The organism is Streptomyces sp. 63XJN7_1_ISO-PGPR-S23-121 (assembly GCF_056173025.1).
Window position 1 is genome coordinate 4123724 of the sequence record NZ_CM149653.1, and the last position, 23879, is coordinate 4147602.

Genomic DNA, 23879 nt, shown 5'->3' on the forward strand with positions numbered 1-23879 from the left:
TCGCTACCGCTCCGGGCCCGGCCTGGACGCGAACACCCACCGGTTGCCCGCCAGTGCGTCGTTCCTGTTGTCGGGCAGCGGACCGCGTCCGTGCCGGTGTGTGAATTCGAAGGGGGTGTGGACCGAGGCGGACCAGCCGCTGCTCGCCAGCCGAGCCGCGGAGTCGGGCCGCTGCTCCCTGCTGAACAGGCTCAGCAGGTCGATGCCCAGCTGCTCGCGGGTCGACGTGTAGAGCGGGCTGGCGCGGTATTCCATCAGGTCCTTCTCGAGCTTGACCTCGTACGCCAGGGCGCTGCCCGCCGGGCTCAGCCGGTCCACCGTGCCGATCAGGTCGGTCTCGGCCGCGCCGGGCAGGTAGAACAGCAGCCCCTCGGCCAGCCAGGCGGTGGGGACCGCCGGGTCGAAACCGGCCGCTCTCAGCGCCCCGGCCCAGTCGGTGCGCAGGTCGGCCGCGATCGGCACACGGGGCGCCCTCGGCGCTGCCGACAGCGCCCCGAGCACTTCGTGCTTGAACGCGAGGACACCGTCCCTGTCGATCTCGAAGATCACGCAGTCTGGCGGCCAGTCGAGCCGGAACGCCCGCGCGTCCAGGCCCGCCCCGAGCAGCACCACCTGGCGGGCACCGCCGGTCCGGACCGACCGCAGCAGGAAGTCGTCGAGGACGCGGGTGCGCAGACCGAAGTAGCGGGCGAAGCGGCCCCACAGCGGGCTCGCGTCCCCGTCCGGGGCCTGGTCCAGGTGGACCGGCCAGTGCGCGGACGCCGGGGCGGAGCGCACGAAGTGCTCCGCGTAGACGTCCTGGGCGAGGCTGTCTGGGCGGTGGGTCTCGATCGCCCGTGCCGCGGCGACCAGGAGGGCGGTCAGGCCGACTCCTCCGTCCACGCCGTTCGCACCGGTGCCGCGCGGTGCCGTGTCGACCATGCGTTCTCCCTGGTTCGGGGGCCGGCGTCGCCCGGCGACGGCGGCTCGGGTGGGTGGTGTCGTGGAGCGCCGCGGTCACCGCCGCGTGGTGTCCGGGATCAGGACGGGTTTGACGACGCGGCCCGTGTCGCAGTCGTGTTCGGCCTTGTTGATGTCCGCGAGCGGATAGGTGCGGATCAGCTGGTCGAAGGGAAACCGCCCGGCCCGCCACAGCGCGATCAGCCGCGGGACCAGCAGTCCGGGGACGGCGTCGCCCTCGCAGATGTGGGAGATCCTGCGCCCGCGGTCCAGCGTTCCCGTCTCCAGCGGCAGGGCGGTGCGGAGCCGGGCCACGAGGCCGAGGTGGCCGGTCGGCCGCAGCGAACGGAGCGCGTCGTTGATCAGCCCGGCGGACCCGGTGGTGTCCAGCGCGTACATCACTCCGCCTCCGGTCAGCCGCCGGATCCGGTCGGGCAGGCCGGCCGGTGCGGCGGGGAGCGGACGGGCGCCCAGCCTCTCGGCGAGGGCCAGCCGTCCGGGATGCCGGTCGACGGCCACGGTCACCGCCCCGGCGGCGTGTGCCGCCATCACCGCGGCCAGTCCCACCGCTCCCGCGCCGAAGACGGCGAGGGTGTCACCGGGGCCTGCGCCGAAGGAGTTGAGGACCGCTCCGGCGCCCGTGAGGAAGCCGCAGCCGAGCGGTCCGAGCAGGTGCAGCGGCAGTGAGGGGTCGACCCGGACGGCGTTGCGGGCCGGGACCACCGCGTACTCGGCGAAGGAGGACTGGCCGAACCAGCGAGGAGCCAGGGCGGCACCGGTCGTGTCGGCGAGGCGTGCGGCGTGCTCCGTGCGCCCGCCGAAGAGGTTCAGCGAGGCGAAGGAGTCGCAGTAGGCGGGGGCCGCGGCCCGGCAGCTGTGGCAGTGTCCGCAGGAGTCGAAGCTCAGTACGACGTGGTCGCCGGCGTCCACGCCGGTGCCCGCGCCGCCCGTCTCCACCACGACTCCGGACCCCTCGTGCCCGAGGACGGCCGGCAGGGGCGAGCTGCCCGCCGATCGCCGGACCGCGAGATCGGTCCGGCACATGCCGCATCCCGCGATCCGGACCAGGATCTCGCCCTCGGCCGGCCCGTCGGCCAGCGTCACCTCCTCGATCGTGAAGGGGTCCCCGTACGAGCGCAGTACCGCCGCGCCGAACCGCACGTCAGGCCTCCTCGGGTCGGTGCACGACGAACGGTCCGAGGTTCCCGTAGAGCCCCCACGGTCCGCCCGCGACGCCCACTCCGCTGTCCTTGACACCCGCGAAGGGCTGGGCGAGGGACAGTTCGGCGTGGTGGTTGATCCAGGCGGTTCCGCACTCCAGGCGGTCGGCCACGGCGGCGGCCCGGTCGACGTCGGCACCCCATACCGAGCCGCCCAGGCCGAAGCCGGTCCCGTTGGCCGCCCCGACGGCTTCGTCGAGGGTCCTGTACGGCAGCACCGGCAGGACGGGACCGAACTGCTCCTCCGTGACCACCGGGCTGTCGGGAGGCACGTCGGCCAGGACCGTCGGCGCGAAGAAGTACCCCGGCCGGTCCAGGCGGTGCCCCCCGGCGGCGGCTCGGGCACCGTCCGCCAGGGCCCGGGTCGTGTACCGCTCGACGCGGGCCAGCTGAGAGGCGTTGCTGACCGGTCCCAGCCGGGTGTCCGGGGCGAGCCCGGATCCGACGACGGTCGTCCTCGCCCGGTCCGCGAGCGCCTCCACCACCCGTGTGTAGTGACGGACCGGGGCGTAGACGCGTTTGACCGCCATGCAGACCTGCCCGCAGTTGCGGAACGCCGCCCAGAACAACCGGTCCGCGATCTCCTCCACGTCGGCGTCGTCCAGCAGGACGGCAGCGTCGTTGCCGCCCAGCTCCAGGGTGACCCGCGCGAGCGAGGCCGCCGCGCCCGCGGCGACCTCCCGTCCCGTGGCCACTGAACCGGTGAAGGTCACGTGGCGGATTCCCGGATGCGACACGAGACGGGCGCCGAGCGGTTCCCGCCCGGTGACGACTGTCAGTACGCCCTCGGGCAGCGTGCCGGACAGGACGGACCCCAGTAGCCGGGTGGCGAGGGGCGTGTGCGGAGAGGGCTTGAGCACCATCGTGTTGCCCGCGGCGAGGGCCGGCGCGAACTTCGCCGACGCGAGTTGCAGCGGGAAGTTCCACGGGACGATCGCGGCGACGGGCCCGAGCGGTCGCCATCGGAGCTCGCTGTGCACGGGGCGGCCGTCCGTGATCGGCTGTGTCCCGGCGTCCAGTTCGGCGAAGTAGCGCAGCCGGGCGGCCGTACGGGCCACCTCCGCGTACGCCTCGGTCACCGGCTTGCCCTGCTCCCGGGTGAGCAGCGGGGCGAGATCGGGGGCGGCCTCCTCGACGGCGTCCGCCGCCGCGAGCAGCGCGTCCCGGCGGGCGTCCGGGTCGGCCCGCCAGCCGCGCCAGGCCTCGTGGGCCCGTTCGACGGCCGCGTCCAGTTCCTCCGGGTGCTGGTCGGGAGCCTCGTCGAAGCTCTCGCCCGTCGCCGGATCGACGACGTCGAGGTGCCCGCCCCGTCGTCCTGGCCCGGGACGGGGATGTCCGGTCGTCACGGTGCCGGTCAGCTCGCCGCGGCGGCGGCCGCGCGGTCCCGGACGTGCCGGTCCATCTCCGCCCGGAAGGCGGCCACCAGGTGCGGCTGGATCCGGCCCGCGTTGCGGTCCCCTCCTTCGCACACGGCCCCGCGCACCCCGACGATGTCCGTCCTGATGCGGGCCAGCTCGCCCAGGTCGCCGGGCTTCACACTGCCCGCCAGGGCTGCGAGGAGGCCGGACTCGTGGGCCCGCCGTACGAACTCGGCGCACACGTCGGGCGGAACGTGGTCGAAGAGCCGTGTCCCGTCCTTGACCGCCGTGTCGAGCATGGCGGCGTCGGCGCCGGAGCGCGCGGCGATGTCGGGCAGCGCGAGCGGGTTGACGCAGCCGACGCGGTGGGCGTCGGCATAGCCGGACGCGACGACGAAGGCGTCCGCCCGGTGCTCCTTCACGGCCCGGACGACCCCGCGCATGACCTCGACGGCCTGTTCGGGTGTCGTGCAGCCGTAGAGGCCGACCTTGATGTAGGTGGCGCCGGACACGGCCGCGCCGAGCGCCGCCTGGGCCACCGTGCCGGGCTTGTACGGGACGTCTCCCACGGTGGCGGAGACGGGTTTGTCCGCCGGGACCGCGTCGCGGATCTCCCGGATGACCCACGGGAAGTTGGCGCCGAGCGAGCCCTCGTCGGGCTTCTTGACGTCGACGATGTCGAGGTGCTCGGCCGCCTTGGCGCATTCGCGGGCTTCGTCGACACCGTCCGGAGAGATGAGAAGCAACAAGGTGGAATCCTTCCCCAGCAGGCCCACCTGCCGACAGCAGATGCGCGGATTCGCCTGGCTCACATGCGGTCCGCACATCATTTCCACGCTGGGCGGGCCCCGGCAGGGCGCGCGGCGTGACGAATGGGTCGTTGCCGCGAGGTGCCCGCGCCCGGCGCAACGCGCCGTCTGCGCTGACCCGGCCGCGCACGACGCACCGGAACGCGACCGGCCCGGTCTCCACGACGCCCGGCCGGCGGTCCGCCGCGGTGAGGCGGCCGGCGGGGTGCGCCGCCGGTCACCCCTGCGCGGTGGGGCGTACGGCGATCTCGCCGACGTCGACCTGCTCCGGCTGGCCGACGTCGTAGGCGATGGCGTCCGCGACCGAGGACGGGCAGCCGGCCGGCTGAGCCTCGCGTACGGCACGGCCGACACAGACGCCCCGATTCCGCTGCCCCGTGTTCGTACGGACGCACCGTGAAGATTCAGCGGCCGGCCGGGCGCCGGAAAGGAGGGTGCATGGCACGGTGCGCTGCGGGAACCCCTCCCCGGGCGGCGGAACAAGGCCGCGGTCCGTGGTTGCGTTCGTGGCACCCGCTGAGAGACGGTTGTCGGATAGCGACCGTGTCGCCCTTGAGGAAATTTGAGGGTTCTCCTCGGAGGTGTCCCTCGCATGTCAGCGTCCCCGGAAGATTCCCATATCGGCACCACCAGTGTGGTCGGTGCCGTCCCCTCCCCGTTTCCCGTGGTCGTCATGGACGCGGCCGGGCACGTGGTGGAGCTCAACGGTGCCGCGGGCGCTCTGCTGCCCCACGCCCGCGTCGGCGAAGCCCTGCTGTCACCGGACTGGCTCGCCGCCGCGCACCGCGACCCGGGCAACGGCCCGGTCAGCGGCACGGTGGGAGAGGCGTTCTTCTCGGCCCATCCGTCCGTCCTGTCCGGCGGGAGTACCGCGTGGTGGCTGATCGAGGAGACCGCCCACCGGACGACGGTGAAGGAACTGGCGGCGGAACGCGAACGCACGGACTTCCTGGCCGAGGCCTCCCATGCCCTGCTGGCGTCGCTGAACCTGGAGCGGTGCATGGAGGTCACCGCCCGCCTGGCGGCCGACCGGCTGGCCGACGCTGTCCTGGTCATCTCCCCGACCTCCGCCATGAAACTGCTCATGGTCCTCTGCGACCAGAACGGACGCCTGGTCCACGGCTCCGTCCCCGGTGCCGTGCAGCAGGTGCCGGGGCTGCCGGAGGCACTGCGGGGTTTCCCGCCCGCGCCTCCGCGCCGGATCGACCCCGCCACCGCTCCCGAGTGGCTGGTTCCCGACGGCTTCGGTGAGGTCGGCTCACTGACGATCGCGCCTCTTCCCGGCCACGGCGTGCCGGCCGGAGCCCTGATCCTGCTGCGCCGGGCGCCACAGGCCGCGTTCAGCAAGTCGGAGGAGGCCCTCGTCGGCCTGTTCGCCGCCCGGGCCGGCGCGGCGATGTCCGCCGCACGGCTGTACGCCGAGCAGAGCACGATCACCGACACCCTGATGCACGACCTGCTGCCGCCGCCTCTGCGGCAGGTCGAAGGTGTCGAGTTCGCCGCCGCCTACCGGGCCAGTGTCGACACCGAGCGCATCGGTGGTGACTTCTACGACGTCCACCCCGCGAGCGAGGACTGCCCGGAGTCCCTGACCGTGCTGGGTGACGTGGCCGGCAAGGGCCTGGAGGCGGCGGTCCTCACCGGCAAGATCCGCAACACCCTGCAGGCCCTGCTGCCCATGGCCGGCGACCACGGCCAGATGCTGCGACTGCTCAATAACGCCCTGCGCAACAGTCACTCCACCCGCTTCGTCACCCTCGTCCTGGCTTCCGCCCGCCGCGAGGACCGCGACCTGGTGCTGCGTCTGACCGCCGCCGGTCATTCCCCGCCGCTGATCGTGCGACAGGACGGCACGGTGGAGGCGGCCGACACCGGTGGCTCCCTGATCGGTGTCCTGCCGCGCATCACCACCCGGACCGCCGAAGTGCGGCTCGCGCCGGGTGACACCTGCCTCCTGTACACCGACGGCGTCACCGAGGCCAGGGGCGGCCCCTTGGGTGACACCATGTTCGGGGAGGAACGCCTGCGGCGTGCCCTGCTCGAGTGCGCCGGGATGCCCGGCCAGGCCGTCGTCGAGCGCGTGCAGATGCTCGTGGACGAATGGCTCGGGGACGGCCGCCACGACGACATCGCGGTGCTGGCCATCACCGCCCGCCGCGGCGCACTTGTCAGTGCCGCGAACGGGACGACTCCGGGCAGATTCACAGCATGACGGACATCCCGGCTCCCGGCCCCGGCAACGGACCCCCCAGGCATCGCGTCGGTGCCCGGTTCGCCCCCGCCCTCGGCGACGAGCGTGCCGGGGCCTGGGCGGACGAACTCTGGACGGCAGTCCGGACGGCGGACGAGTACGCGGCGCTCGACGTCGTCACCGGCGCCCTGGACGCCGGGCTGGAAGCGGAGACGGTCCTGCTCGAGGTGATCGGCGCCGTCCAGCACAAGGTGGGCATCGAGTGGGCCGCCAACCGCATGAGCGTGGCCGAGGAACACGCCGCGACGGCCATCAGCGACCGTCTCGTCGCCGCTCTTCCCGTGCAACGCCCCCAGAAGTTCCTCGGCAAGGTGACGGTCGCCTGCGTGGACAAGGAGTGGCACGCGCTGCCCGCACGCCTGCTCGCCGAGACGCTGCGGCTGCGCGGATGGCAGGTCGGCTACCTCGGTGCCCAGGTCCCCACCGCCCACCTGATCAGCCATATCCACCGCACCGGAGCGGACGCCGTCTGCCTGTCCGCCGCCCTGTCCACCCGGCTGCCCCTGGCCCACGCCGCGATCACCGCCGTCCAGGCCGCCGGCACACCGGTCATGGTCGGCGGTCTCGCCTTCGGGCCCGACGGGCGCTACGCCCGCCTGCTGGGCGCCGACGCCTGGGAACCCGATGCGCGCGCCGCCGCCGACCGGCTGGCCGCCGGCCCCCTGCCCCGGCCTCGCCCGCCGCACCGGACACTCGAAGTTCTGCCGCACCTGGCCGACCAGGAATACGCCCTGGTCGCCGAGTCCGCCCGCAACCTGGTGCGCGAGACCTTCGAGCGCCTCGAAGAGCGCGTTCCCGCCATGGCCGGCTACGACGACGAGCAGCGTGAACGCACCGCCGAGGACATCTCACACATCGTCGACTTCCTCACCGCCGCCCTGTACGTGGACGACCCCGACCTCTTCACCAGCTTCCTCACCTGGACCGGCGACATCCTCGCGGCCCGCGGTGTACCGGCGCCCACCCTGGTGCCGGTGCTGGACCTGCTGGAGGAGCGGCTGCACGACTTCCCCCGCACCCGACGTTTCCTCGACGCCGGACGGACCGCCCTCACCACCGGCCACTGACCCTCGAAACGCTGGAAGAACACCGTGACCGTCTCGCCCGACACGCCCGTTGTGGTTCAGCCGACCACGCATCCGCACACCGTGCGCCTCGCCCTGCTCGGCGACCTCGACTACGACAACGGCGACTGGGCGCTCCGCATCGCCCAGCAGGCCGTACGTGAGCACCCGGACGCGCGGGAACTGCGGCTGGGCTGCCGGGAACTGGGGACGATCGACTCCACGGGGCTGTTCATCCTGCTGCTGACACACCGCCTGGCGTGCCAGGACCGCATCGGCTTCCACCTGGACAACATCGGCCCGGCGCTGAGGCGCCTGCTCGACATCACCGGGACCCACGAGCACCTGACGACTTCGTACCCGGACGAGTCGGCGACGGAGTCCTCCGCGGAAGCGACGTCCGAGTCGTAGGGCTCACCCCTGGGCTCAGGTGGTGCTGGAGGACGGTCGCGCGTCGTCCGTCCGGTACTCGAGGTGCTCGGCGACCGAGACCACTCCGTCGACGCTCCGGCACAGCCGCTCGATGACGGGGATCAGGCTTCTCTGCTCGACCGAGCCCCTGAGGTCGACCCGCCCGTCCCGCACCTCGGCCGTCACCTCGGAGGGAGCGAGCCGCATCGTGCGCCGCAGCACGTCCCCGGTGATCTCGTCGCGGATGGCGTCGTCACGGCGCAGGAAGACCCGTAGCAGATCGCCCCGGCTGACGATGCCGAGGAGCCGGTCGGTCTCGTCCACGACGGGCAGCCGCTTGACCTGCTGCGCCTCCATCAGGCGCGCGGCCTCCACCACGGTCCACTCCGGACGCGCGCACACGGCGGGAGCCGACATCAGTTCCTCGGCGCGGGAGCCTTCGGCCTTGGCCCGCTCCCATGCCTCCAGGTGAGGAAGGGGGACCCTGCCCGACGGGTCGGCCTGGTCGGCGCTCTTGCGCAGCAGGTCCGCCTCGGACACCACACCCATGGGGCGGTCCAGGTCGTCGACCACGGGCACGGCGGTGACGTCGTTCTCCGCCAGCAGCCTGACGACCTCCTTGAACGGCAGGTCGCGCCGCGCCTTGACAACGTTCCGGGTCATGAGTTCCGCCACCGTTCGGTGCTGCATGTCAGCTCTCCCGTCCGGGTCGTGGCCGCCGTTGGGCACAGCACCATTCTGGGGAGAGGGCGGCGAATGCGCGAACGCACCTGAGATCGAGGACCTGACGGTGTCGGATACGCCGCTGCCGGGACCTCCGGTGCCCGGAGCGGGGCCTTCCGGCACTGGGACAGCGGCCGGATCGCGCGGAGAATGGACGCAGGAAGCGATTCTGCGAGGAGTGATGGTCGTGGACGCGAAGCAGTGGACCGTGCAGGTCTACATCACCGAGGACGGAGACGACACACGGGCTCGCGCGGTGCTCGCCACTCGGGACACGGCGCGGCTGACCGGTCACGGTGTCGCACGACGCAACCCCCTGGACAGGTCCGTGCCGGAGATAGGCGACGAGCTGGCCACCTGCCGGGCTCTGGAGGACCTGGCCGTCCGTCTGCACGACGTGGCCACCGAGGACATCGTCATGCTGACGGGGCGGGTGGACGCCTGACGAAGGGCCGGCGTGCCCGCCGCCGACCGTGCGTGGTGCCCGGCCGGGGCACCACGCACGGGTCTCAGCGCCTCGGGCACCGGTGTTCTGGGCGCGTGATCGAGCCGGGGTCGGCCCACGGGGACGTCACGAGCCGGACGGGTCCGGTCGCCCGTAGCCACCGCCACCGGGAGTGAGCAGCACGAACACGTCACCCTGCTGTACGGCCATGGAGCCGCAGCCCGTCATGGGCAGGACGGCACCCTGCCGTTCCACGTGGTGACGCCCGAGGTCCCCCGGCTCCCCTCCGGCCATGCCGTAGGGAGGGATCCGCCGGTGCCCCGACAGCACGCTGATGGTCATCGCCTCGCGGAAGCGCATCCTGCGCACCACGCCGTCGCCCCCGTGCCAACGGCCCGCGCCCCCGCTGCCGCCGCGCACGGAGAACTCCTCGACGAGCACCGGCATGCGCATCTCCAGGATCTCCGGGTCGGTCAGGGAGGAGTTGGTCATGTGCGTCTGGACCGCGGAGGCACCGTGGAATCCCGGGCCGGCACCGGCGCCCGAGGCGACCGTCTCGTAGTACTGGTGGCGTTCGTTGCCGAAGGTGACGTTGTTCATGGTGCCGCTGCCCTCCGCCTGGGCGCCCAGCGCGGCGTAGAGCGCCCCGGTCACGGCCTGTGAGGTCTCGACGTTGCCGGCCACGATGGCGGCCGGCGGAACGGGAGCGAGCATCGACCCCGGCGGGACGACGATGCTCAGTGGCCGCAGACAACCGTCGTTCAGCGGGATGTCCTGGGCGATGAGGGTGCGGAAGACGTACAGCACGGCGGCCGTGACCACGGACGTCGGCGCGTTGAAGTTGGAGCCGAGCTGCGGGGAGGTCCCGGTGAAGTCGACGGTCGCGTCGCGCCGCTCGTGGTCCACGGTGACGCGTACGGCGATCACGGCCCCGGAGTCGGTCTCGTACCGGTACGCCCCGCCGGTGAGAGTGCCGAGAGCCTGCCGGACGGCCTCCTCGGCGTTGTCCTGCACGTGCCGCATGTACGCCTGCACCACGTCGAGGCCGAAGTGCCGGATCATCCGGCCGGCCTCGTCGACGCCCTTGGCGTTGGCGGCCACCTGGGCGCGCAGGTCGGCCAGGTTGGTCGCCGGACTGCGCGAGGGATACGGCGCACCGGTGAGCAGGTCCAGGGTCTCGGCCTCACGCAGACGGCCGTCCTGGACCAGCAGCCAGTTGTCGAACAGGACGCCCTCCTCCTCGATGCGCCGGCTGCCGGCCGGCATCGAGCCGGGGGTCAGACCGCCGATCTCCGCGTGGTGCCCGCGGGAGGCGACGTGGAACAGGACCCGGCCGGCGTACGGAGTGCCGGCCTCCCCGAAGACGGGCGTGATCACGGTGACGTCCGGCAGGTGGGTTCCCCCGTGGTACGGGTCGTTCACGGCGTACGCGTCTCCCGGCCGCATGGTTCCGGCGCGGCGTCGGACGATCTCGCGGACGGCGGTCCCCATGGAGCCCAGATGGACCGGGATGTGCGGTGCGTTGGCGACGAGGCGGCCCTCGGGGTCGAAGAGGGCACAGGAGAAGTCCAGCCGTTCCTTGATGTTGACGGACTGGGCCGTGGCCGCGAGCCTGGCGCCCATCTGTTCGGCTACGGAGACGAACTGGCTGTTGAAGATCTCGAGCAGGACCGGGTCGGCTTCGGTCCGGACCCTGTCCCGGGTCACGGCGGCCGTCCGGGTCAGGCGGAGGTGGCCGCCTTCCGTGACAGCGGCCTGCCAGCCGGGGTCGACGACGGTGGTCGCGTTGTCCTCGGCGATCACGGCGGGCCCTCGCACCACCGTTCCGGGGCGCAGCCGCTCACGCTCCCTGAGCGGCACGGTCCGCCACTCGCCCGCGAGGTGGAGGCGGGTCGTGGGTGCGGTCGCCTCGTCGTACGGCGTGCCCTCGCCCCCGAGGCGGCCGAGGTCGGGCCGGGAGGTCAGTCCCCGGGCCTCGACGGAGAGGGCCTCGACCACGACCGGGCGCTCCAGCAGGAACGAGTAGAGCGCGCGGTGCCGTTCGGTGAACGTCCGCGCCATCTCGCCGGCCCCACCGAGCGGTACGGTGACGGACGTGTCGGTCCCGTCGTAGCGCAGGCGCGCCGTCCGGGTGATGCGCACCCGCTCGTCCGGCGTCCCCTGGTCGGCCAGCTCCGCCCGGGCGCCGGCCTCGAGCCGGTCCGCGGCCGCGCGGATCTCGTCCATGTGGGCGTCGTCCAGGATCAGTTCCGACGACTGCTCGCGCACGCTCGTGACGTCGGCCAGCCCGATACCGAGGGCGGACAGCACGCCGGCGAGCGGCGGCACGAGAACGGTGCGGATACCGAGCGCGTCGGCGACGGCGCACGCGTGCTGGCCGCCGGCCCCGCCGAAGGACGTCAGAGCGTATGCGCGCACGTCGTGGCCGCGGTGCACGGAGATGCGCTTGACGGCGGCGGCGACGTTGGCGACCGCCACCTGGAGGAAGCCCTCGGCCACCTCCTCGGGGGTTCTCCGGTCACCGGTGGCCCCGCGGATCCGGGCCGCGAGCTCGGTAAATTTCCGCCGCACGACGCTCTCGTCGAGCGGCTGGTCGCCGTCGGGACCGAAGACGTGCGGGAAGTGGGCGGGCGGGATGCGTCCGAGCATGACGTTGGCGTCGGTCACCGTCAGCGGCCCGCCCGCGCGGTAACAGGCCGGGCCCGGGCGCGCCCCGGCGGAGTCCGGGCCCACTTGGTAGCGTCCGTGGTCGAAGCGCAGGACCGAACCGCCCCCCGCGGCGACCGTGTGGATGTCCAGCATCGGTACCTGCAGACGGACCCCGGCGATACGGGTGACGGGTACCCGGTCGAACTCACCGGCGAAGTGGGACACGTCGGTCGAGGTGCCGCCCATGTCGAAGCCGACGACGCGGTCGTGTCCGGCCTGCCGCGACAGGCCGGCCATGCCGACGATGCCGCCGGCCGGGCCGGAGAGCACCGCGTTGGTGCCGCGGAAATGGTCCGCCGCCGCGAGACCGCCGTTCGACTGCATGAACATGAGCCGGACACCGGCCAGCTCACGGGAGACGTCGTGCACGTACCTGCGCAGCCCCGGGGACAGGTAGGCGTCGACGACGGCGGTGTCGCCGCGCAGGACGAGACGGGTGAGCGGCCCCACCGAGGAGGAGAGGGAGACCTGGTCGAAGCCGACGGAGGCGGCCAGCCGGCCGATGGCGCGCTCGTGCGCGGGGTGCAGCGCGCTGTGCAGACAGACGACGGCCACCGCGCGGATGCCGTCCGCGTGCGCACGCTCGAGTTCGCTCGCGAGAGCGTCCACGTCGGGCGGCCGCAGCACCTCCCCCTCGGCCGTGACGCGCTCGTCGACCTCGATGACGCGTTCGTAGAGGGCTTCCGGCTGCCGGATCTCCCTGGCGAAGAGATGTGGGCGGTTCTGGTAGCCGATGCGCAGGGCGTCACGGAAACCGCGCGTGATCACCAGTGCCGTGCGTTCCCCGGCGCGTTCCAGCAGGGCGTTGGTCGCCACGGTCGTGCCCATGCGGACGCTGTGGATGGCATCGCCCGGAATCGATGCGCCCGGGACCAGCCCGAGCAGGCGTCGGACGCCCTCGACGGCTGCGTCGCGATAGCGGCCGGGATCCTCGGACAGCAGCTTGAGCGCCCGGATGCGGCCGTCGGGCGCCTGGGCCACGACGTCGGTGAAGGTGCCGCCTCTGTCGATCCAGAACCGCCAGCCGGAAAGGGCACTGGTGGGCATGTCCGCGTCCTCCTCCCGAACCGCCGGTGCCATCGCGTCCCCTGCGTCCCAGCATGAGCGATTCACCCCAGGACGCCAGATGATCATGCGCGGACCGGGCTCGTCGTCGGATCAGCGGCGGGCGGCGGCCTCGCGCACCTGCAGGTCGGTGCGGGCCAGGGCCACGGTCCGCCAGGCGCACTCCTCGTGACATCGGCCCAGAACCGCCGCATCCGCGGCATCCCGCACGGAGCAGGCCAGGTCGTCCGTCAGCAGCGCTCGGCTCAGGCGACGTTGACGTGCGGTGATGTCCGCCAGACCCTGGTCCAGCACAGCCGGGGGGCCGGACAGCCGAAGGACGTCGTGAGCCTGGGCCATGAGGTGCAGACAGGCATCGCCGAGTTCCCGCACCGGCGCCCTGACGGGCTCGGCGAGCGGCTGTGCCCTCCGCCCCACGGCGATGTCGCCGACCTGCTCGATCAGGAGGGCCATGCGTCCCGTGTCGCCCCGCACGTACAGCGCGGCCAGGACGGAGCGTCGGTCCGCTTCCCGGGACGGGCCCCCCAGCGCCAGGGACGTGATGTCCTCCGTCTCTCTCCACAGGGCGGACAGGCTCCTGGCGTACGACGTCACCCGGATCTCGGTCTCGGCGTCTTCCGGCACCGTGACGAGGCGAGTCGCTTCGCGCAGGGCGTCGTACGCCTTGAGCAGGAGCGCCGGCACTCCGCCCGTCTCCCGGCCCGTCCGGGTACCTGCCAGGTCAGCGGTGCGATGCTCCACCTTGACCTCCTCGCGAGAACGCCTGTCCGGCGCGCCTTCCGGAGGAGCGCCGGACAACGTCCGCTCCCGCGCCGCTCACTACCCAGTATTCTCCCGCCGGGCCCGATCGCTCGGTGCGGAGGAACGGGGCGACCGGTTCGGCGTCCTACGGCCGGAAGTACTCCGACATGAGGCGGCCGACCCATTCCGGCTGTCTGACGTTCACCGGAAGGAACTCCTCCATCGTCGGCTTCAGGTCGATGACCGGGGTGCCCGAGACGGCGTCGAGGCCCACCACCGTGAGTTCGCGGCCTCGGACGGATTCGATGGCGCAGGACGTCACCCCGATGCGGTTCGGCCTGCGGGGACCGCGGCCCGCGAAGATACCGACGGGAGGGAGGTCGGGGCGGCCGCGGGAGGGCCGGGGTTCACGGTGGTCGTCGCGGTCCGGGAACTGGTCGAAGATGAAGAGGACGTCCACGTGCGAGAAACCCTCCAGGCCCTGGAGGCAGGCGTCGCCGAAGCGCTCGTCGACGGTGATGGTGCTGCGGACGGCACCCCAGTTGTCCGTGTGCTGGACGTCCGTCCGTTCGTTCCGGACCGTACCTATCGGTGTGATCTCGAAGCTCGGCATGGCCAGAGGCTATCCCCGACGCTTCCACGTCGGCATCGAGTCCGTCGACGCGGCCCGTGAGGCCTCGTCGCGCGCCTCACGCGTCCGCGGGGCCGGTCCTCGCGGCAGCCTGCGCTGCTACCGCCGCCTTCAGCAGGGACCAGCCGTCGATCTCCAGCGTCCGTCGGCCCTCCGGCTGCCGGCCTCGTGCGACCGCCGCGTCGAGCAGGGCCCGGACGGCTCCGGGTTCATGGAGGTTCATCGAGCCTCCCCTGGTGAACCCGACGTCCCCGGATCCCAGGGGGTAGCCGCCCGGCACGTACCGGCCCGGCCCCTCGGCGAACACGATGCGCAGCGCGCCGCCGGCGTCCGCGTCGTCCTGGTACAGCGTGAGGATCTGCCGGCATCGGGGGCGACCACTGCCGTCCAGGACACGGTGGCTGTGGCGCAGGGTCCACAGGTAGGTCCGTCCGTCGGCGACGAGCCGGCGGGGCTTGTTCGGATGGCGGGGCACAGGGCCGAGGGTACGCGGCGGGGTCCGGGGACCGCCGTGATTTTCGGACCGGCCCAGGATCGCCGTGCCGCACGGGGCGCGGGCGGGGACGGTGGGAGGACGCCGGTCCCGGCGCCCGTCGGGGCGCCGGGATCGGTCGGGGCGGCGTCGCAGGGCGGCGCGGAACCCTCAGGCGGCGTTCGTCGGCGCGGCGGACCGCCGGAAGTCCTCCCACAGCCCGTCCGGGACGCACTGGGCCGCCAGATCCAGCAGGCGCAGGGGCTGCCATCCCAGGCCGGTGACGGTCAGGGTGCGGCTCGCGGTGCGGCAGTCCTGCCGCTGCCCGGTGAGCAGACGCAGCCCGGCGGCGTCCATGAAGCCGACGTGCCGCAGGTCCCAGGTCACCGTGGTGACGGACGCCGGGAGTTCGCGGACGGCGGCGAGCAGGCCGGGCAGGGCATCGGCGTCGATGTCGCCGGGAGGAGTGAGAACAGCGGCGGTGTCGTCGATCGCGACGGTAACGAGCATCGTGCGCCCCCCTTCGGGGGTCGGACGAGTCCGCAAACGCCGAGGGTTGCCTCTCGGGCCATTCGGCGGCAATGGCGGGCCCGGCTGCCCGTGATGGGGGCGATGCCCGGGCCCGTGAAACGGCTCCCGCAGGTCCAGCAGGGCACCGGTCAGACTCTCGTCCGGCCATCCTCCCACAGCAGTCAACCCCGGACAGTGCCAGAACAGACAATTAGCAACAATTGCCATTCCGTCGGCCCGGGGTGTCACCGTGTCGCGGCGGCGTCAGTGGGCGACCGCCTTTACGGCGGCCAGGTCCTCGCCGGTCAGTTCCGCGATGCGGTGCGCCGGCACGCCCGCTGCCAGCGCCCGGGTGAGCAGCGCTTCACGGCCGTCCGTCTGCGACCGGTAGGCGAGCAGTTCCTCCTCCAGCCGGGCGACGTTCTCAGGAGCGGCATGGTGGCGCAGAAGGCTCAGCTCCTCCTCACCGAGGGGAACGGGCAGCCGCTCGGCGCCCTCGGGGATGGACTGTGTCTCCTCCGGCGGCAGCAGCCGCAGAGCGGGGGACGTGGCGGTGACGCCCTGCGCGTCGAGCCAGGCGCGTACGGCGGGAGTCTGCATGCAGGCCAGATCCCCCAGAGCCGTGGGCGGTGTCCCGAGGGCCTGGGCCGGGCCGTTCAGCAGGACGAGGTAGGCGTCGTCGGTCATTCTCGGTTCCTCACAGGGAGACGGGTCGGGTCCGCAGGCCTTCCCTGTACCCACCGAGGGCGGTCTCACCGGCGCGTTCGTTCCGGAGTGTCACCGGTCGTGCGGGTGTTCGGCGGACCGTGTTCCACGCCTTCCGGACCGGCGGCCCTAGCGCTCCTCCAGCGGCCGGATGACGCGGCCGCTCACCTTGTGCGGCAGGACGCGGATCCACAGGTCGCGCCGGCCCCCGGCCCACGGCGTCGACCCGTGACGCCGCGACAGGGCGTCGAGGGCGTCGGGATCGGCGGGGTGCTCCGCGGTGCCCGTCACCAGGACACTCCAGCCCAGGCCGGTCGCCTCGTCGACGTGGTCGGCCTCGAAGGCGACCCGCGTCCCGGCGCGGACCGCCGCAGCACCGGCCGGGTCCGTGCGGTAGACGACGCTCCGTGCGTCCACCAGGAAGTTGACCGGCACGACCAGCGGGGCCCCGCCGGCCGTGTCGGTCGTGCGGGCGATGCGGCCGATGCCGTGCGTGCCCAGCCGCTGCCAGCACTCCTGCTCGGACAGCCGCATCAGGACCGGGTGGGCGGTCGGCCCGCCCCGCCCCTGCGGTGCGTCGCGGCGGCCGGTCGTCAGCTCCTCGTACGGCATGTCCAGCACGGCGGCGAGCCTCCTCAGCGCGCCCGGGTCGAAGCCGGTCGCCAGCTCCTCGACCTGGCGCAGATAGGCCGTCGACATCCCGGCCCGCACGGCCACCTCCGCGCGGGACATCCCCAGCTGTTCCCGCCGCAGCGCGATACGGGTGGCGATGCTGTCGCCCCCGTCGCCCCGGGAGGAGGCGTCGGCCGCAGGTCCGGTCCGGTCCCGATCGCCCTGCACGACGGTTCACCCCACTTCATCCGGCTTGTTCTCAGGGGAGCAGACGGTCCGCCGTTCCGCCAGCGCGGAGCCGTCGCCGATGTCACGGGCCGGTGCCGGTGCCCGTCCCGGTACCTCGCCGGTCACCGGATGTCGCTCGCGTCCGCGGAATCCGGCAGAGCGGCCCGCCCGGCCTCCAGTCGGGCCGCCGGAATTCGGAAGGGCGAGCAGGAGACGTAGTCCAGGCCGGCGCGGTGGAAGAAGTGGATCGAGTCCGGGTCTCCCCCGTGCTCACCACAGATCCCCGTCCCCAGGCCGGGGCGGGCCGCACGCCCCTCGGCCACGGCCAGTTCCACGAGCCGGCCGACGCCGTCCCGGTCGATCGTCTCGAACGGGGACACCGGGAAGACACCCCTCTCCAGATAGCGCGGGAAGAAGGACGCCTCGGCGTCGTCGCGGGACAGTCCCCAGGTGGTCTGCGTGAGGTCGTTGGTCCCGAAGGAGAAGAAGTCGGCCGCCTCGGCGATCCGCCCGGCGGTGAGGGCGGCACGGGGCAGCTCGATCATCGTGCCGATCGGGCACGTGAGCGGTGTCCCGGTCTCCGCGGCCACCTCGGCGAGCACCCGCTCGGTCTCGGTCCGCGCCAGGCGCAGTTCCTCGACGGCTCCGACGAGCGGGACCATGATCTCGGCGTACGGCCGTCCGCCGTCGCGCAGCCGGTCCACCACCGCCTCGGCGATCGCCCGCACCTGCATGGCCATCAGTCCCGGCACGGTCAGGGCGAGCCGCACCCCGCGCAGGCCCAGCATCGGGTTCTCTTCGTGCATGCGCTCGACGGCGTCGAGCAGGGCCCGGTCGCGTGGGTCCGGGTGCGCGGCACGGGCGAGGCGGACGGCGAGGTCGACGCGATCCGGCAGGAACTCGTGGAGCGGCGGGTCGATCAGCCGGATGGTGACCGGCAGGCCGTCCATCGCCGCGAGGATGCCGGTGAAGTCGGCCCGCTGCAGGGGCAGCAGGGCGGCCAGGGCGGCGTCCCGCGCGGTGTCGTCGGGTGCCAGGATCATGCTTTCGACCAGTGCCCGGCGTTCGCCGAGGAACGTGTGCTCGGTGCGGCACAGACCGATGCCCTGGGCGCCGAACGCCCGCGCCCGGGCGGCGTCCTCGGGGGTGTCGGCGTTGGCGCGCACCTGGAGGCGGCGCACTCCGTCGGCGTGGGTCAGCGTCGTCAGGACCGCTTCGGTGAGCGGGTCGGTCGCGATTCCGGAGTGCAGGGCACGGCCGACGTCCGAGGCCGTGAGCGGCAGGGCGCCGCGGTGCACCGTGCCGGCGGTGCCGTCGACGGAGACGGTGTCGCCCTCGTGGACGGTGACGCCGGAGGAGGTGGTGAAGAGCCGCGCCTCGGTGTCCACGGTGAGTTCCTCGGCACCGCAGACGCACACCTTGCCCATGCCGCGGGCCACGACGGCCGCGTGGCTGGTCTTGCCTCCCCGGCTGGTGAGCACCGCCTGCGCGGCGATCATTCCGGGCAGGTCGTCGGGGGTGGTCTCCCGGCGCACCAGCACCGTCCGGTCGCCCGCCGCGGCACGGCGTACCGCCTCCGCGGAGTCGAACACGGCCACGCCGACCGCCGCTCCCGGGGAGGCGGGCACACCGCGGGCGAGCGGGATGTCGGTGGGACCGGTGTCGAAGCGGGGGAACATCAACCGGGTCAGTGCGGTGCCGCCGACCCGGTGCAGGGCGTCGCCCGCGGTGATGGCGCCCTCCCGGCGCAGGTCGTGGGCGATGCGGAAGGCCGCCTCGGCGGTGCGCTTGCCGACCCTGGTCTGCAGGATCCACAGTTTCCCGCGTTCCACGGTGAACTCGATGTCGCAGAGGTCGCGGTAATGGTCCTCCAGGGTGCGCATGTGATCACCGAGTTCGGTGTACACGCGGGGGGCGAGCCGCCCGAGCTCGGCGAGCGGCAGGGCGTCGCGGACGCCGGCGACGACGTCCTCGCCCTGCGCGTCGGGCAGGTAGTCGCCGTACACGCCCCGTTCGCCGGTGGCGGGATCGCGGGTGAACGCCACGCCGGTACCGGAGTCGTGGCCCAGGTTGCCGAACACCATGGCCTGGACGGTGACGGCGGTGCCGAGATCGTCCGGGATGTGTTCGCGCCGACGGTAGATCCGGGCCCGCTCGACGTTCCAGGAGTCGAAGACGGCGCGGACCGCCCGGGCCAGCTGCTCGGCAGGGTCCTGCGGGAACTCCTGGCCGGTCCGCGCGCGGATGATGTTTTTGTACTCGTCGGTCAGCAGCATCAGTTCGCCGGTGTCGAGGTCCGGGTCGTCGGACACTCCCCTGCGTGCCTTGTGTGCCGCCAGGGCCCGGTCGAACAGCTCGCCGTCCACGCCCATCACCGTGTGACCGAACATCTGCACGAGCCGCCGGTAGGAGTCCCAGGCGAACCGCTCGTCGCCGGACACCTTGGCGAGCCCGGTGACCGAGCGGTCGCCGAGGCCGATGTCGAGGATCGTCTCCATCATCCCGGGCATGCTGAACCGGGCGCCGGAACGCACGGACACCAGCAGGGGGTCGTCGGGGCTGCCCAGTGACCGTCCCATGGCCCTCTCAAGCTCGGCCAGGGCGTGCGCGGCCTGCACGCCCATGTCGGCAGGCTCCTGACCGGTGGCCAGATAGACACGGCAGGCATCGGCGGTCACGGTGAAGCCGGGCGGCACGGGAAGTCCCAGGCGGGTCATCTCGGCCAGTCCGGCTCCCTTGCCACCGAGCAGCGCGGCCATGTCCCGGCTGCCCTCGGCGAAGGTGTACACGTACTTCGTGGGAGTGGTCATGCGATCGGCCCTCGCTCGTCGGAGGCGACGCCCGTGCGGCAACGCGCATGGCGGGCCGCGGGATCAGTGGTGCGGCCCGGTTTCCAGTCTCGTGCGCCACGACCGCGCGTCACCATGGGCCGCCGGGCCCGCGCCAGGGACGTTCGGCCCTGTGTCCGGCGGGGCCGCGCCGACGGCAGGGGGAGGCCGCGGCGCGGAGGCCGTTCGCCGGGGTGGGTCAGGTCTTCACCGGGGTCCCGATCTCCCGGGCGACCCGCGCCGCCCACCGCTCGATAGCGGGGAAGTCACGGAAGTCGCCTCCCCTTCCGTTCCGCAGGATCATCCGGGCGACGAACCCGTCGGCCCCCTCCTCCAGGCAGCCACCGAAGGTGACGTGCTCCTGGGCGTCGATCCACGCCACGACGCGCCGTACCCCCGGCACCGGGGGAATGTCCCGTTCCGAGGCCGACGGATCCAGCGGCCCGCTGCTGAACAGCCACACCGGACGCTCCGACAACGCGCGCCGGTGCCGCCGGACGAAACGACGGGCGTCCTTGTGCCAGCGCCCCGCGTACAGGGCACCGCCGATGACGACAGCGTCGTAGGGAGTCACGTCGTCGACCGATGCGGCGGGCGCGGTGTCCACGGTCGTGCCCTCCTTGCGGAGGACATCGGCCACGGTCTCCGCGATCCGTGCGGTCGATCCGTTGGTCGTCCCGTAGGCGACCAGTACCTTCCTGTTCATTGCCGTCTCCGTCCCGTTTCTTCCGGGCCCCTGGCCGCGCCACCGGCGTGCGCGGCGGCCTGCGGTCCCGTCGGCGCGTCACATGTGCCGCACGACGGCCACAGGGCAGGTGGAGTGGTGCAGTACCGCCAGCGTCACCCGGCCGAGCTGGAGCCCGTACTGACCACGGTGGATCCGCGTTCCCACGACCAGCAGGTCGGCCTCGCGGGACGCGGCCTCCAGGACGCTCCGGGCGTGCCCCTCCACCGCGTGCCGGTGGACCCGCACCTCGGGCGGGACACCCGCCAGCGCGGCGTCCAGGACCTCGGCCGCCTCCCGCTCGTGCGTCCCGGCCGGCTCTCCCGTCGTCGGATCCGCCGTCTCGTGCGCGGGGCGCCGCCACGCGCGCACGGCGTCCAGCGTGACACCGCGCCGCAGCGCCTCCTCGGCGGCGAAGCGGACCACGGCCGCGTCGGCGGCGCCTTCGCCGATGCCCACGACGACCCGCCCCCGCACGGCGCGTCCGGCCTGGTTGTCGTGACTGCCGCGGAGTACGACCACCGGGCAGTCGGCATGCCCGGCGACGCCCAGGCTGACCGAGCCGAGCAGGAGCTCGGTGAGGCCGCCGCGGCCGCGGGTGCCGACGACGAGCAGGGAGGCGTTGCGCCCCTCCCCCACCAGGGCGCGCTCCGCCTCCTCAGGCAGGATGCCGGTGGTCACCCCAAGATCCGGCCGGCGGCGTACGGCCCGCCGCGCGGCGGTGTCGACGATGTCCTGGGCACGCACCTCCTCCGGCGGCTTGGCCAGGTCCTCGGCGAGGTCCGTGCCCTCGTACCGCTCCCACAGCGACGCGTACACGATGCGCAGGGGCAGTCCGCGCAGCGTGGCCTCGTCGGCCGCCCACTCCGCGGCGCGAAGACTGGCCTCGGAACCGTCCACGCCCACGACGACAGGCAGTTTCACGGCGCTCACCGCCCGGCGCCCGGGCCGACGGGGGCGCGGGAGCCGCCCGGCCCGCGCGACGCCCCGGCGTCGGCGGGCAGCGGACGGAACGCGTGGCCGCCCACGGTGCGGACGTGCACGGGCTCCACCCGCGTGTCACGCGTGGCCCTCAAGGCCACTGCGCGGCTCTCCGCGGGACCGTCCCGGCCTGCCACGAGAGTTCGGACCATGATCGATCCCTTCGCCGGACACCTGTCTCCAGCCTCGCAGCACCCTGCCTCAGGTCTCCAGGGGCCGCAGGTCCCGGGTGGCGACCGACCGGCCCCGGGCGGACGGACGCGGCCGCCGGTCGGGCCGGGCCGGGGACCGAGCGGCCCATGGGCCGCTCGGGTGACACTGTCCAGACTGGTGGTGGTACTCCCGTCACCCTTCCGGAGGCGTGCCATGAACGCTCCCCTCACCACGATGCTGCAGCGTGCCCTGTCCCCCGAACACCGGCAGCGGCTGCTCGAGGCGGCCCACGAGACGGCGTTCCCCCAGGACGCCCGCCTCTTCGAGGAGGGCGGTCGTGCCGACCGGTTCTGGATCATCCGGACCGGCACGGTCGACCTGGACCTGCGCGTCCCGGGCCGGCGGGCCGCTGTCGTGGAGTCACTCGGGCACCAGGAGCTCGTGGGCTGGTCGTGGCTGTACCCGCCGCACGTGTGGCACTTGGGCGCGGAGGCGGTGACGCCGGTACGCGCCTTCGAGTTCGACGCCGCGCGGGTGCGGGAGATGTGCCGTGAGGACACCGACCTCGGCATGAACGTCGCCCTGTGGGTCGGCGGTGTCGTCACCCGCCGGCTGCACGCGGCACGCACCCACCTGCTCGACCTGTACGCGCCCCACGGCAGCGGGAGCCTGTGATGATCCCGGCCGGTGTCCCGCACGTCGTCGGTGACGTGATGACACGGGAGGTGGCCACCGTGGGCGGGGCGGCGGCGTTCAAGGACATCGTGCGGACCCTGCGCGACCGCAGGGTCAGCGCTCTGCCCGTGGTGGACGGCTCGGGCCGGGTCCTGGGGATCGTCTCGGAGGCCGACCTGCTGCCCAAGGAGGAGTTCCGCGACAGCGACCCCGACCGGGCCACCCAGATGCGGCGGCTGGCCGACCTGGCCAAGGCCGGATCGGTGACGGCCGAGGAGGCGATGACGTCTCCCGCGCTCACCGTGCCCCCGGACGCCACTCTCGCCCTGGCGGCGCGGATCATGGCCCGGGGCCACGTCAAACGTCTGCCCGTCGTCGACGGCACGGGCCGGCTGGTGGGCATCGTCAGCCGCACCGACCTGCTGAAGGTGTTCCTCCGGGACGACGAGGACATCGCCGAGCAGGTACGGCGAGAAATCGTGGCCCACCTCTTCCCGCTTCCCGACTCATCGGTGTCCGTGCGGGTGGACGACGGGGTCGTACGGCTCGGGGGCCGGGTGCGGGACCGGGCGCTGGTGCCGGTGGCGGCCCGGCTGGCACGCGCCGTCGAGGGTGTGGTGGACGTGCGGTTCGAGTTGTCGGGAGCCGACGGCCCGAGCGGGTGAGGACACCGGCCCGGCGCGTGTCCCCGCGGCCGGGAGCCCCGAGCTCCTTCGGCGACGGGGCACGCACCGGGGCCCGGGTCACTCGACGTGCGGGACGACCGCGACCGGACAGTCGGCGTGGTGCAGCAGTGTGTGCGCCACCCGGCTCAACTGCAGCCCGACGGGCTCACGGCGACGCCGGGCGCCGAATGACGGCGAGATCCGCGGCCGCCGACCGGTGGAGCAGCACCGAGCGGGCGGGTCCCTCCACGGTGCTGCGGCGGACCTTCACCGTCGCATGGGCGGCCTCCGCCTCGCGCAGTGCGGCGTCCAGCGCGGCCGCCGCCCTCTCCGCGTCCGTGTCCGTGGGGCCGGCCGTTCCGCCGGCGTCCTGTCCGGCCGGCCGCCGCCAGGCGCGGACGGCGTCGAGGGCACAGTCGCGCGCCTCGGCCTCGCGGAAGGCGAACCGGACGGCCTCGTCGCCGGCCTCCGCGTCACCCACGCCGAGGAGGATCCGCCGATGGGAGCCCGCCAGGCCGGCCTGGTCGCCACGGACCACGACGACCGGGCAGGTGGCCCGCGCGGCCACCGCCAGACCCACCGATCCGAGGAACAGGCCCTGGATCTCACACGGCCGCGTGAACCGGTCACCACGGCGAACGCGTCGCGGCCCCGCTCCAGCAGGGCGTGCGCGGGGTCTTCGGGGACCACCTCGGTGGTGATCTTCGCCTCCGGGCTGCGACGGCCGGCGCGTTCGGCGGCGACGGCGACGACGTTCTCGGCCATCACCTGTCCCGACGGCCGGGCGAGGCCGGAGGGGACGGCGCCTTCGTAGCGTTCCCAGAGGGAGCCGTACACCAGGTGCAGCCGCAGTCCGTGCCGGGCGGCGCAGTCCACCGCCCAGTCGAGAGCGGCGTAGCTCGCGGTGGACCCATCAACTCCTACGACCAGCGGGAACTCCACCGTCCCCACCACCTTTCG

The 23879-nt window shown here is 73.2% G+C and carries 21 protein-coding genes and 1 pseudogene; 6 read left to right on the forward strand and 16 right to left on the reverse strand.

Annotation, left to right across the window (positions count from 1 at the left end; genetic code table 11):
• Nucleotides 1-3: 3 nt before the first annotated feature.
• The 4 genes from AC0VYN_RS18405 to AC0VYN_RS18420 all read right to left on the reverse strand — a co-directional run bounded on the left by AC0VYN_RS18405 (nt 4) and on the right by AC0VYN_RS18420 (nt 4266).
• Nucleotides 4-921 (reverse strand): class I SAM-dependent methyltransferase, encoded by a 918-nt coding sequence (locus AC0VYN_RS18405; protein ID WP_475531797.1) that lies wholly within the window; start codon nt 919-921, stop codon nt 4-6.
• A gap of 75 nt (nt 922-996) precedes the next feature.
• Complete coding sequence (locus tag AC0VYN_RS18410; protein WP_475531798.1) at nt 997-2100, reverse strand: NAD(P)-dependent alcohol dehydrogenase; 1104 nt, start codon at nt 2098-2100, stop codon at nt 997-999.
• Nucleotide 2101: 1 nt separating this feature from the next.
• Nucleotides 2102-3505 carry an aldehyde dehydrogenase family protein gene (locus AC0VYN_RS18415; protein WP_475531799.1) on the reverse strand — a complete coding sequence of 468 codons (1404 nt, stop codon included), beginning with the start codon at nt 3503-3505 and terminating at the stop codon, nt 2102-2104.
• Between the two features lie 8 nt (nt 3506-3513).
• On the reverse strand, nt 3514-4266 hold the full coding sequence (locus AC0VYN_RS18420) for a (5-formylfuran-3-yl)methyl phosphate synthase (RefSeq protein WP_475531800.1): 753 nt from the start codon (nt 4264-4266) through the stop codon (nt 3514-3516).
• Between the two features lie 652 nt (nt 4267-4918).
• On the opposite strand from AC0VYN_RS18420, the gene AC0VYN_RS18425 reads away from it, so the two are divergent.
• Genes AC0VYN_RS18425 through AC0VYN_RS18435 form a run of 3 tightly spaced genes read left to right on the forward strand, consistent with a single transcriptional unit; the run spans nt 4919 to nt 8052 of the window.
• On the forward strand, nt 4919-6538 hold the full coding sequence (locus AC0VYN_RS18425; RefSeq protein ID WP_475531801.1) for a PP2C family protein-serine/threonine phosphatase: 1620 nt from the start codon (nt 4919-4921) through the stop codon (nt 6536-6538).
• Nucleotides 6535-7644: a cobalamin B12-binding domain-containing protein gene (locus tag AC0VYN_RS18430; RefSeq protein WP_475531802.1), complete on the forward strand. Its 1110-nt coding sequence runs from the start codon at nt 6535-6537 to the stop codon at nt 7642-7644. The genes AC0VYN_RS18425 and AC0VYN_RS18430 overlap by 4 nt, the downstream gene beginning before the upstream one ends.
• 24 nt (nt 7645-7668) lie before the next feature.
• Nucleotides 7669-8052 (forward strand): STAS domain-containing protein, encoded by a 384-nt coding sequence (locus AC0VYN_RS18435; RefSeq protein ID WP_475531803.1) that lies wholly within the window; start codon nt 7669-7671, stop codon nt 8050-8052.
• 15 nt (nt 8053-8067) lie between these two features.
• On the opposite strand, the gene AC0VYN_RS18440 is transcribed toward AC0VYN_RS18435, so the two are convergent.
• Complete coding sequence (locus AC0VYN_RS18440) at nt 8068-8742, reverse strand: CBS domain-containing protein (RefSeq protein WP_475531804.1); 675 nt, start codon at nt 8740-8742, stop codon at nt 8068-8070.
• A 214-nt stretch (nt 8743-8956) separates the two neighbouring features.
• On the opposite strand from AC0VYN_RS18440, the gene AC0VYN_RS18445 reads away from it, so the two are divergent.
• On the forward strand, nt 8957-9220 hold the full coding sequence (locus tag AC0VYN_RS18445; RefSeq protein WP_475531805.1) for a DUF1876 domain-containing protein: 264 nt from the start codon (nt 8957-8959) through the stop codon (nt 9218-9220).
• 126 nt (nt 9221-9346) lie between these two features.
• On the opposite strand, the gene AC0VYN_RS18450 is transcribed toward AC0VYN_RS18445, so the two are convergent.
• The 10 genes from AC0VYN_RS18450 to AC0VYN_RS18495 form a co-directional block, all read right to left on the reverse strand.
• Nucleotides 9347-12976: a hydantoinase B/oxoprolinase family protein gene (locus tag AC0VYN_RS18450; RefSeq protein ID WP_475531806.1), complete on the reverse strand. Its 3630-nt coding sequence runs from the start codon at nt 12974-12976 to the stop codon at nt 9347-9349.
• 111 nt (nt 12977-13087) lie between these two features.
• On the reverse strand, nt 13088-13735 hold the full coding sequence (locus tag AC0VYN_RS18455) for a hypothetical protein (protein ID WP_475531807.1): 648 nt from the start codon (nt 13733-13735) through the stop codon (nt 13088-13090).
• Between the two features lie 145 nt (nt 13736-13880).
• On the reverse strand, nt 13881-14348 hold the full coding sequence (locus tag AC0VYN_RS18460) for an SAM-dependent methyltransferase (protein WP_475531808.1): 468 nt from the start codon (nt 14346-14348) through the stop codon (nt 13881-13883).
• Nucleotides 14349-14424: 76 nt separating this feature from the next.
• Nucleotides 14425-14841, reverse strand: coding sequence for a hypothetical protein (locus tag AC0VYN_RS18465; RefSeq protein ID WP_475531809.1), 417 nt, complete (start codon nt 14839-14841; stop codon nt 14425-14427).
• Nucleotides 14842-15009: 168 nt separating this feature from the next.
• Complete coding sequence (locus AC0VYN_RS18470) at nt 15010-15348, reverse strand: STAS domain-containing protein (protein WP_475531810.1); 339 nt, start codon at nt 15346-15348, stop codon at nt 15010-15012.
• Nucleotides 15349-15612: 264 nt separating this feature from the next.
• Nucleotides 15613-16035 (reverse strand): DUF6003 family protein, encoded by a 423-nt coding sequence (locus tag AC0VYN_RS18475; protein ID WP_475531811.1) that lies wholly within the window; start codon nt 16033-16035, stop codon nt 15613-15615.
• 147 nt (nt 16036-16182) lie between these two features.
• Nucleotides 16183-16893, reverse strand: coding sequence for a helix-turn-helix domain-containing protein (locus tag AC0VYN_RS18480; protein WP_475531812.1), 711 nt, complete (start codon nt 16891-16893; stop codon nt 16183-16185).
• 122 nt (nt 16894-17015) lie between these two features.
• The gene (gene ppdK, locus AC0VYN_RS18485) at nt 17016-19703 is read right to left on the reverse strand and encodes a pyruvate, phosphate dikinase (protein ID WP_475531813.1); all 2688 of its coding nucleotides are present in this window, start codon (nt 19701-19703) and stop codon (nt 17016-17018) included.
• Between the two features lie 217 nt (nt 19704-19920).
• Complete coding sequence (locus AC0VYN_RS18490; protein WP_475531814.1) at nt 19921-20427, reverse strand: flavodoxin domain-containing protein; 507 nt, start codon at nt 20425-20427, stop codon at nt 19921-19923.
• A gap of 78 nt (nt 20428-20505) precedes the next feature.
• On the reverse strand, nt 20506-21369 hold the full coding sequence (locus tag AC0VYN_RS18495) for a universal stress protein (RefSeq protein WP_475531815.1): 864 nt from the start codon (nt 21367-21369) through the stop codon (nt 20506-20508).
• Nucleotides 21370-21792: 423 nt separating this feature from the next.
• On the opposite strand from AC0VYN_RS18495, the gene AC0VYN_RS18500 reads away from it, so the two are divergent.
• Together AC0VYN_RS18500 and AC0VYN_RS18505 are read left to right on the forward strand one after the other, a co-directional pair.
• Nucleotides 21793-22254, forward strand: a complete 462-nt coding sequence (locus tag AC0VYN_RS18500) for a cyclic nucleotide-binding domain-containing protein (RefSeq protein WP_475531816.1) — start codon at nt 21793-21795, stop codon at nt 22252-22254.
• Nucleotides 22254-22919: a CBS domain-containing protein gene (locus AC0VYN_RS18505; protein WP_475531817.1), complete on the forward strand. Its 666-nt coding sequence runs from the start codon at nt 22254-22256 to the stop codon at nt 22917-22919. The genes AC0VYN_RS18500 and AC0VYN_RS18505 overlap by 1 nt, the downstream gene beginning before the upstream one ends.
• 78 nt (nt 22920-22997) lie before the next feature.
• Here the strand turns inward: AC0VYN_RS18505 and AC0VYN_RS18510 are convergent.
• Nucleotides 22998-23870 (reverse strand): annotated as a pseudogene (locus tag AC0VYN_RS18510) (universal stress protein).
• Nucleotides 23871-23879: the final 9 nt, after the last annotated feature.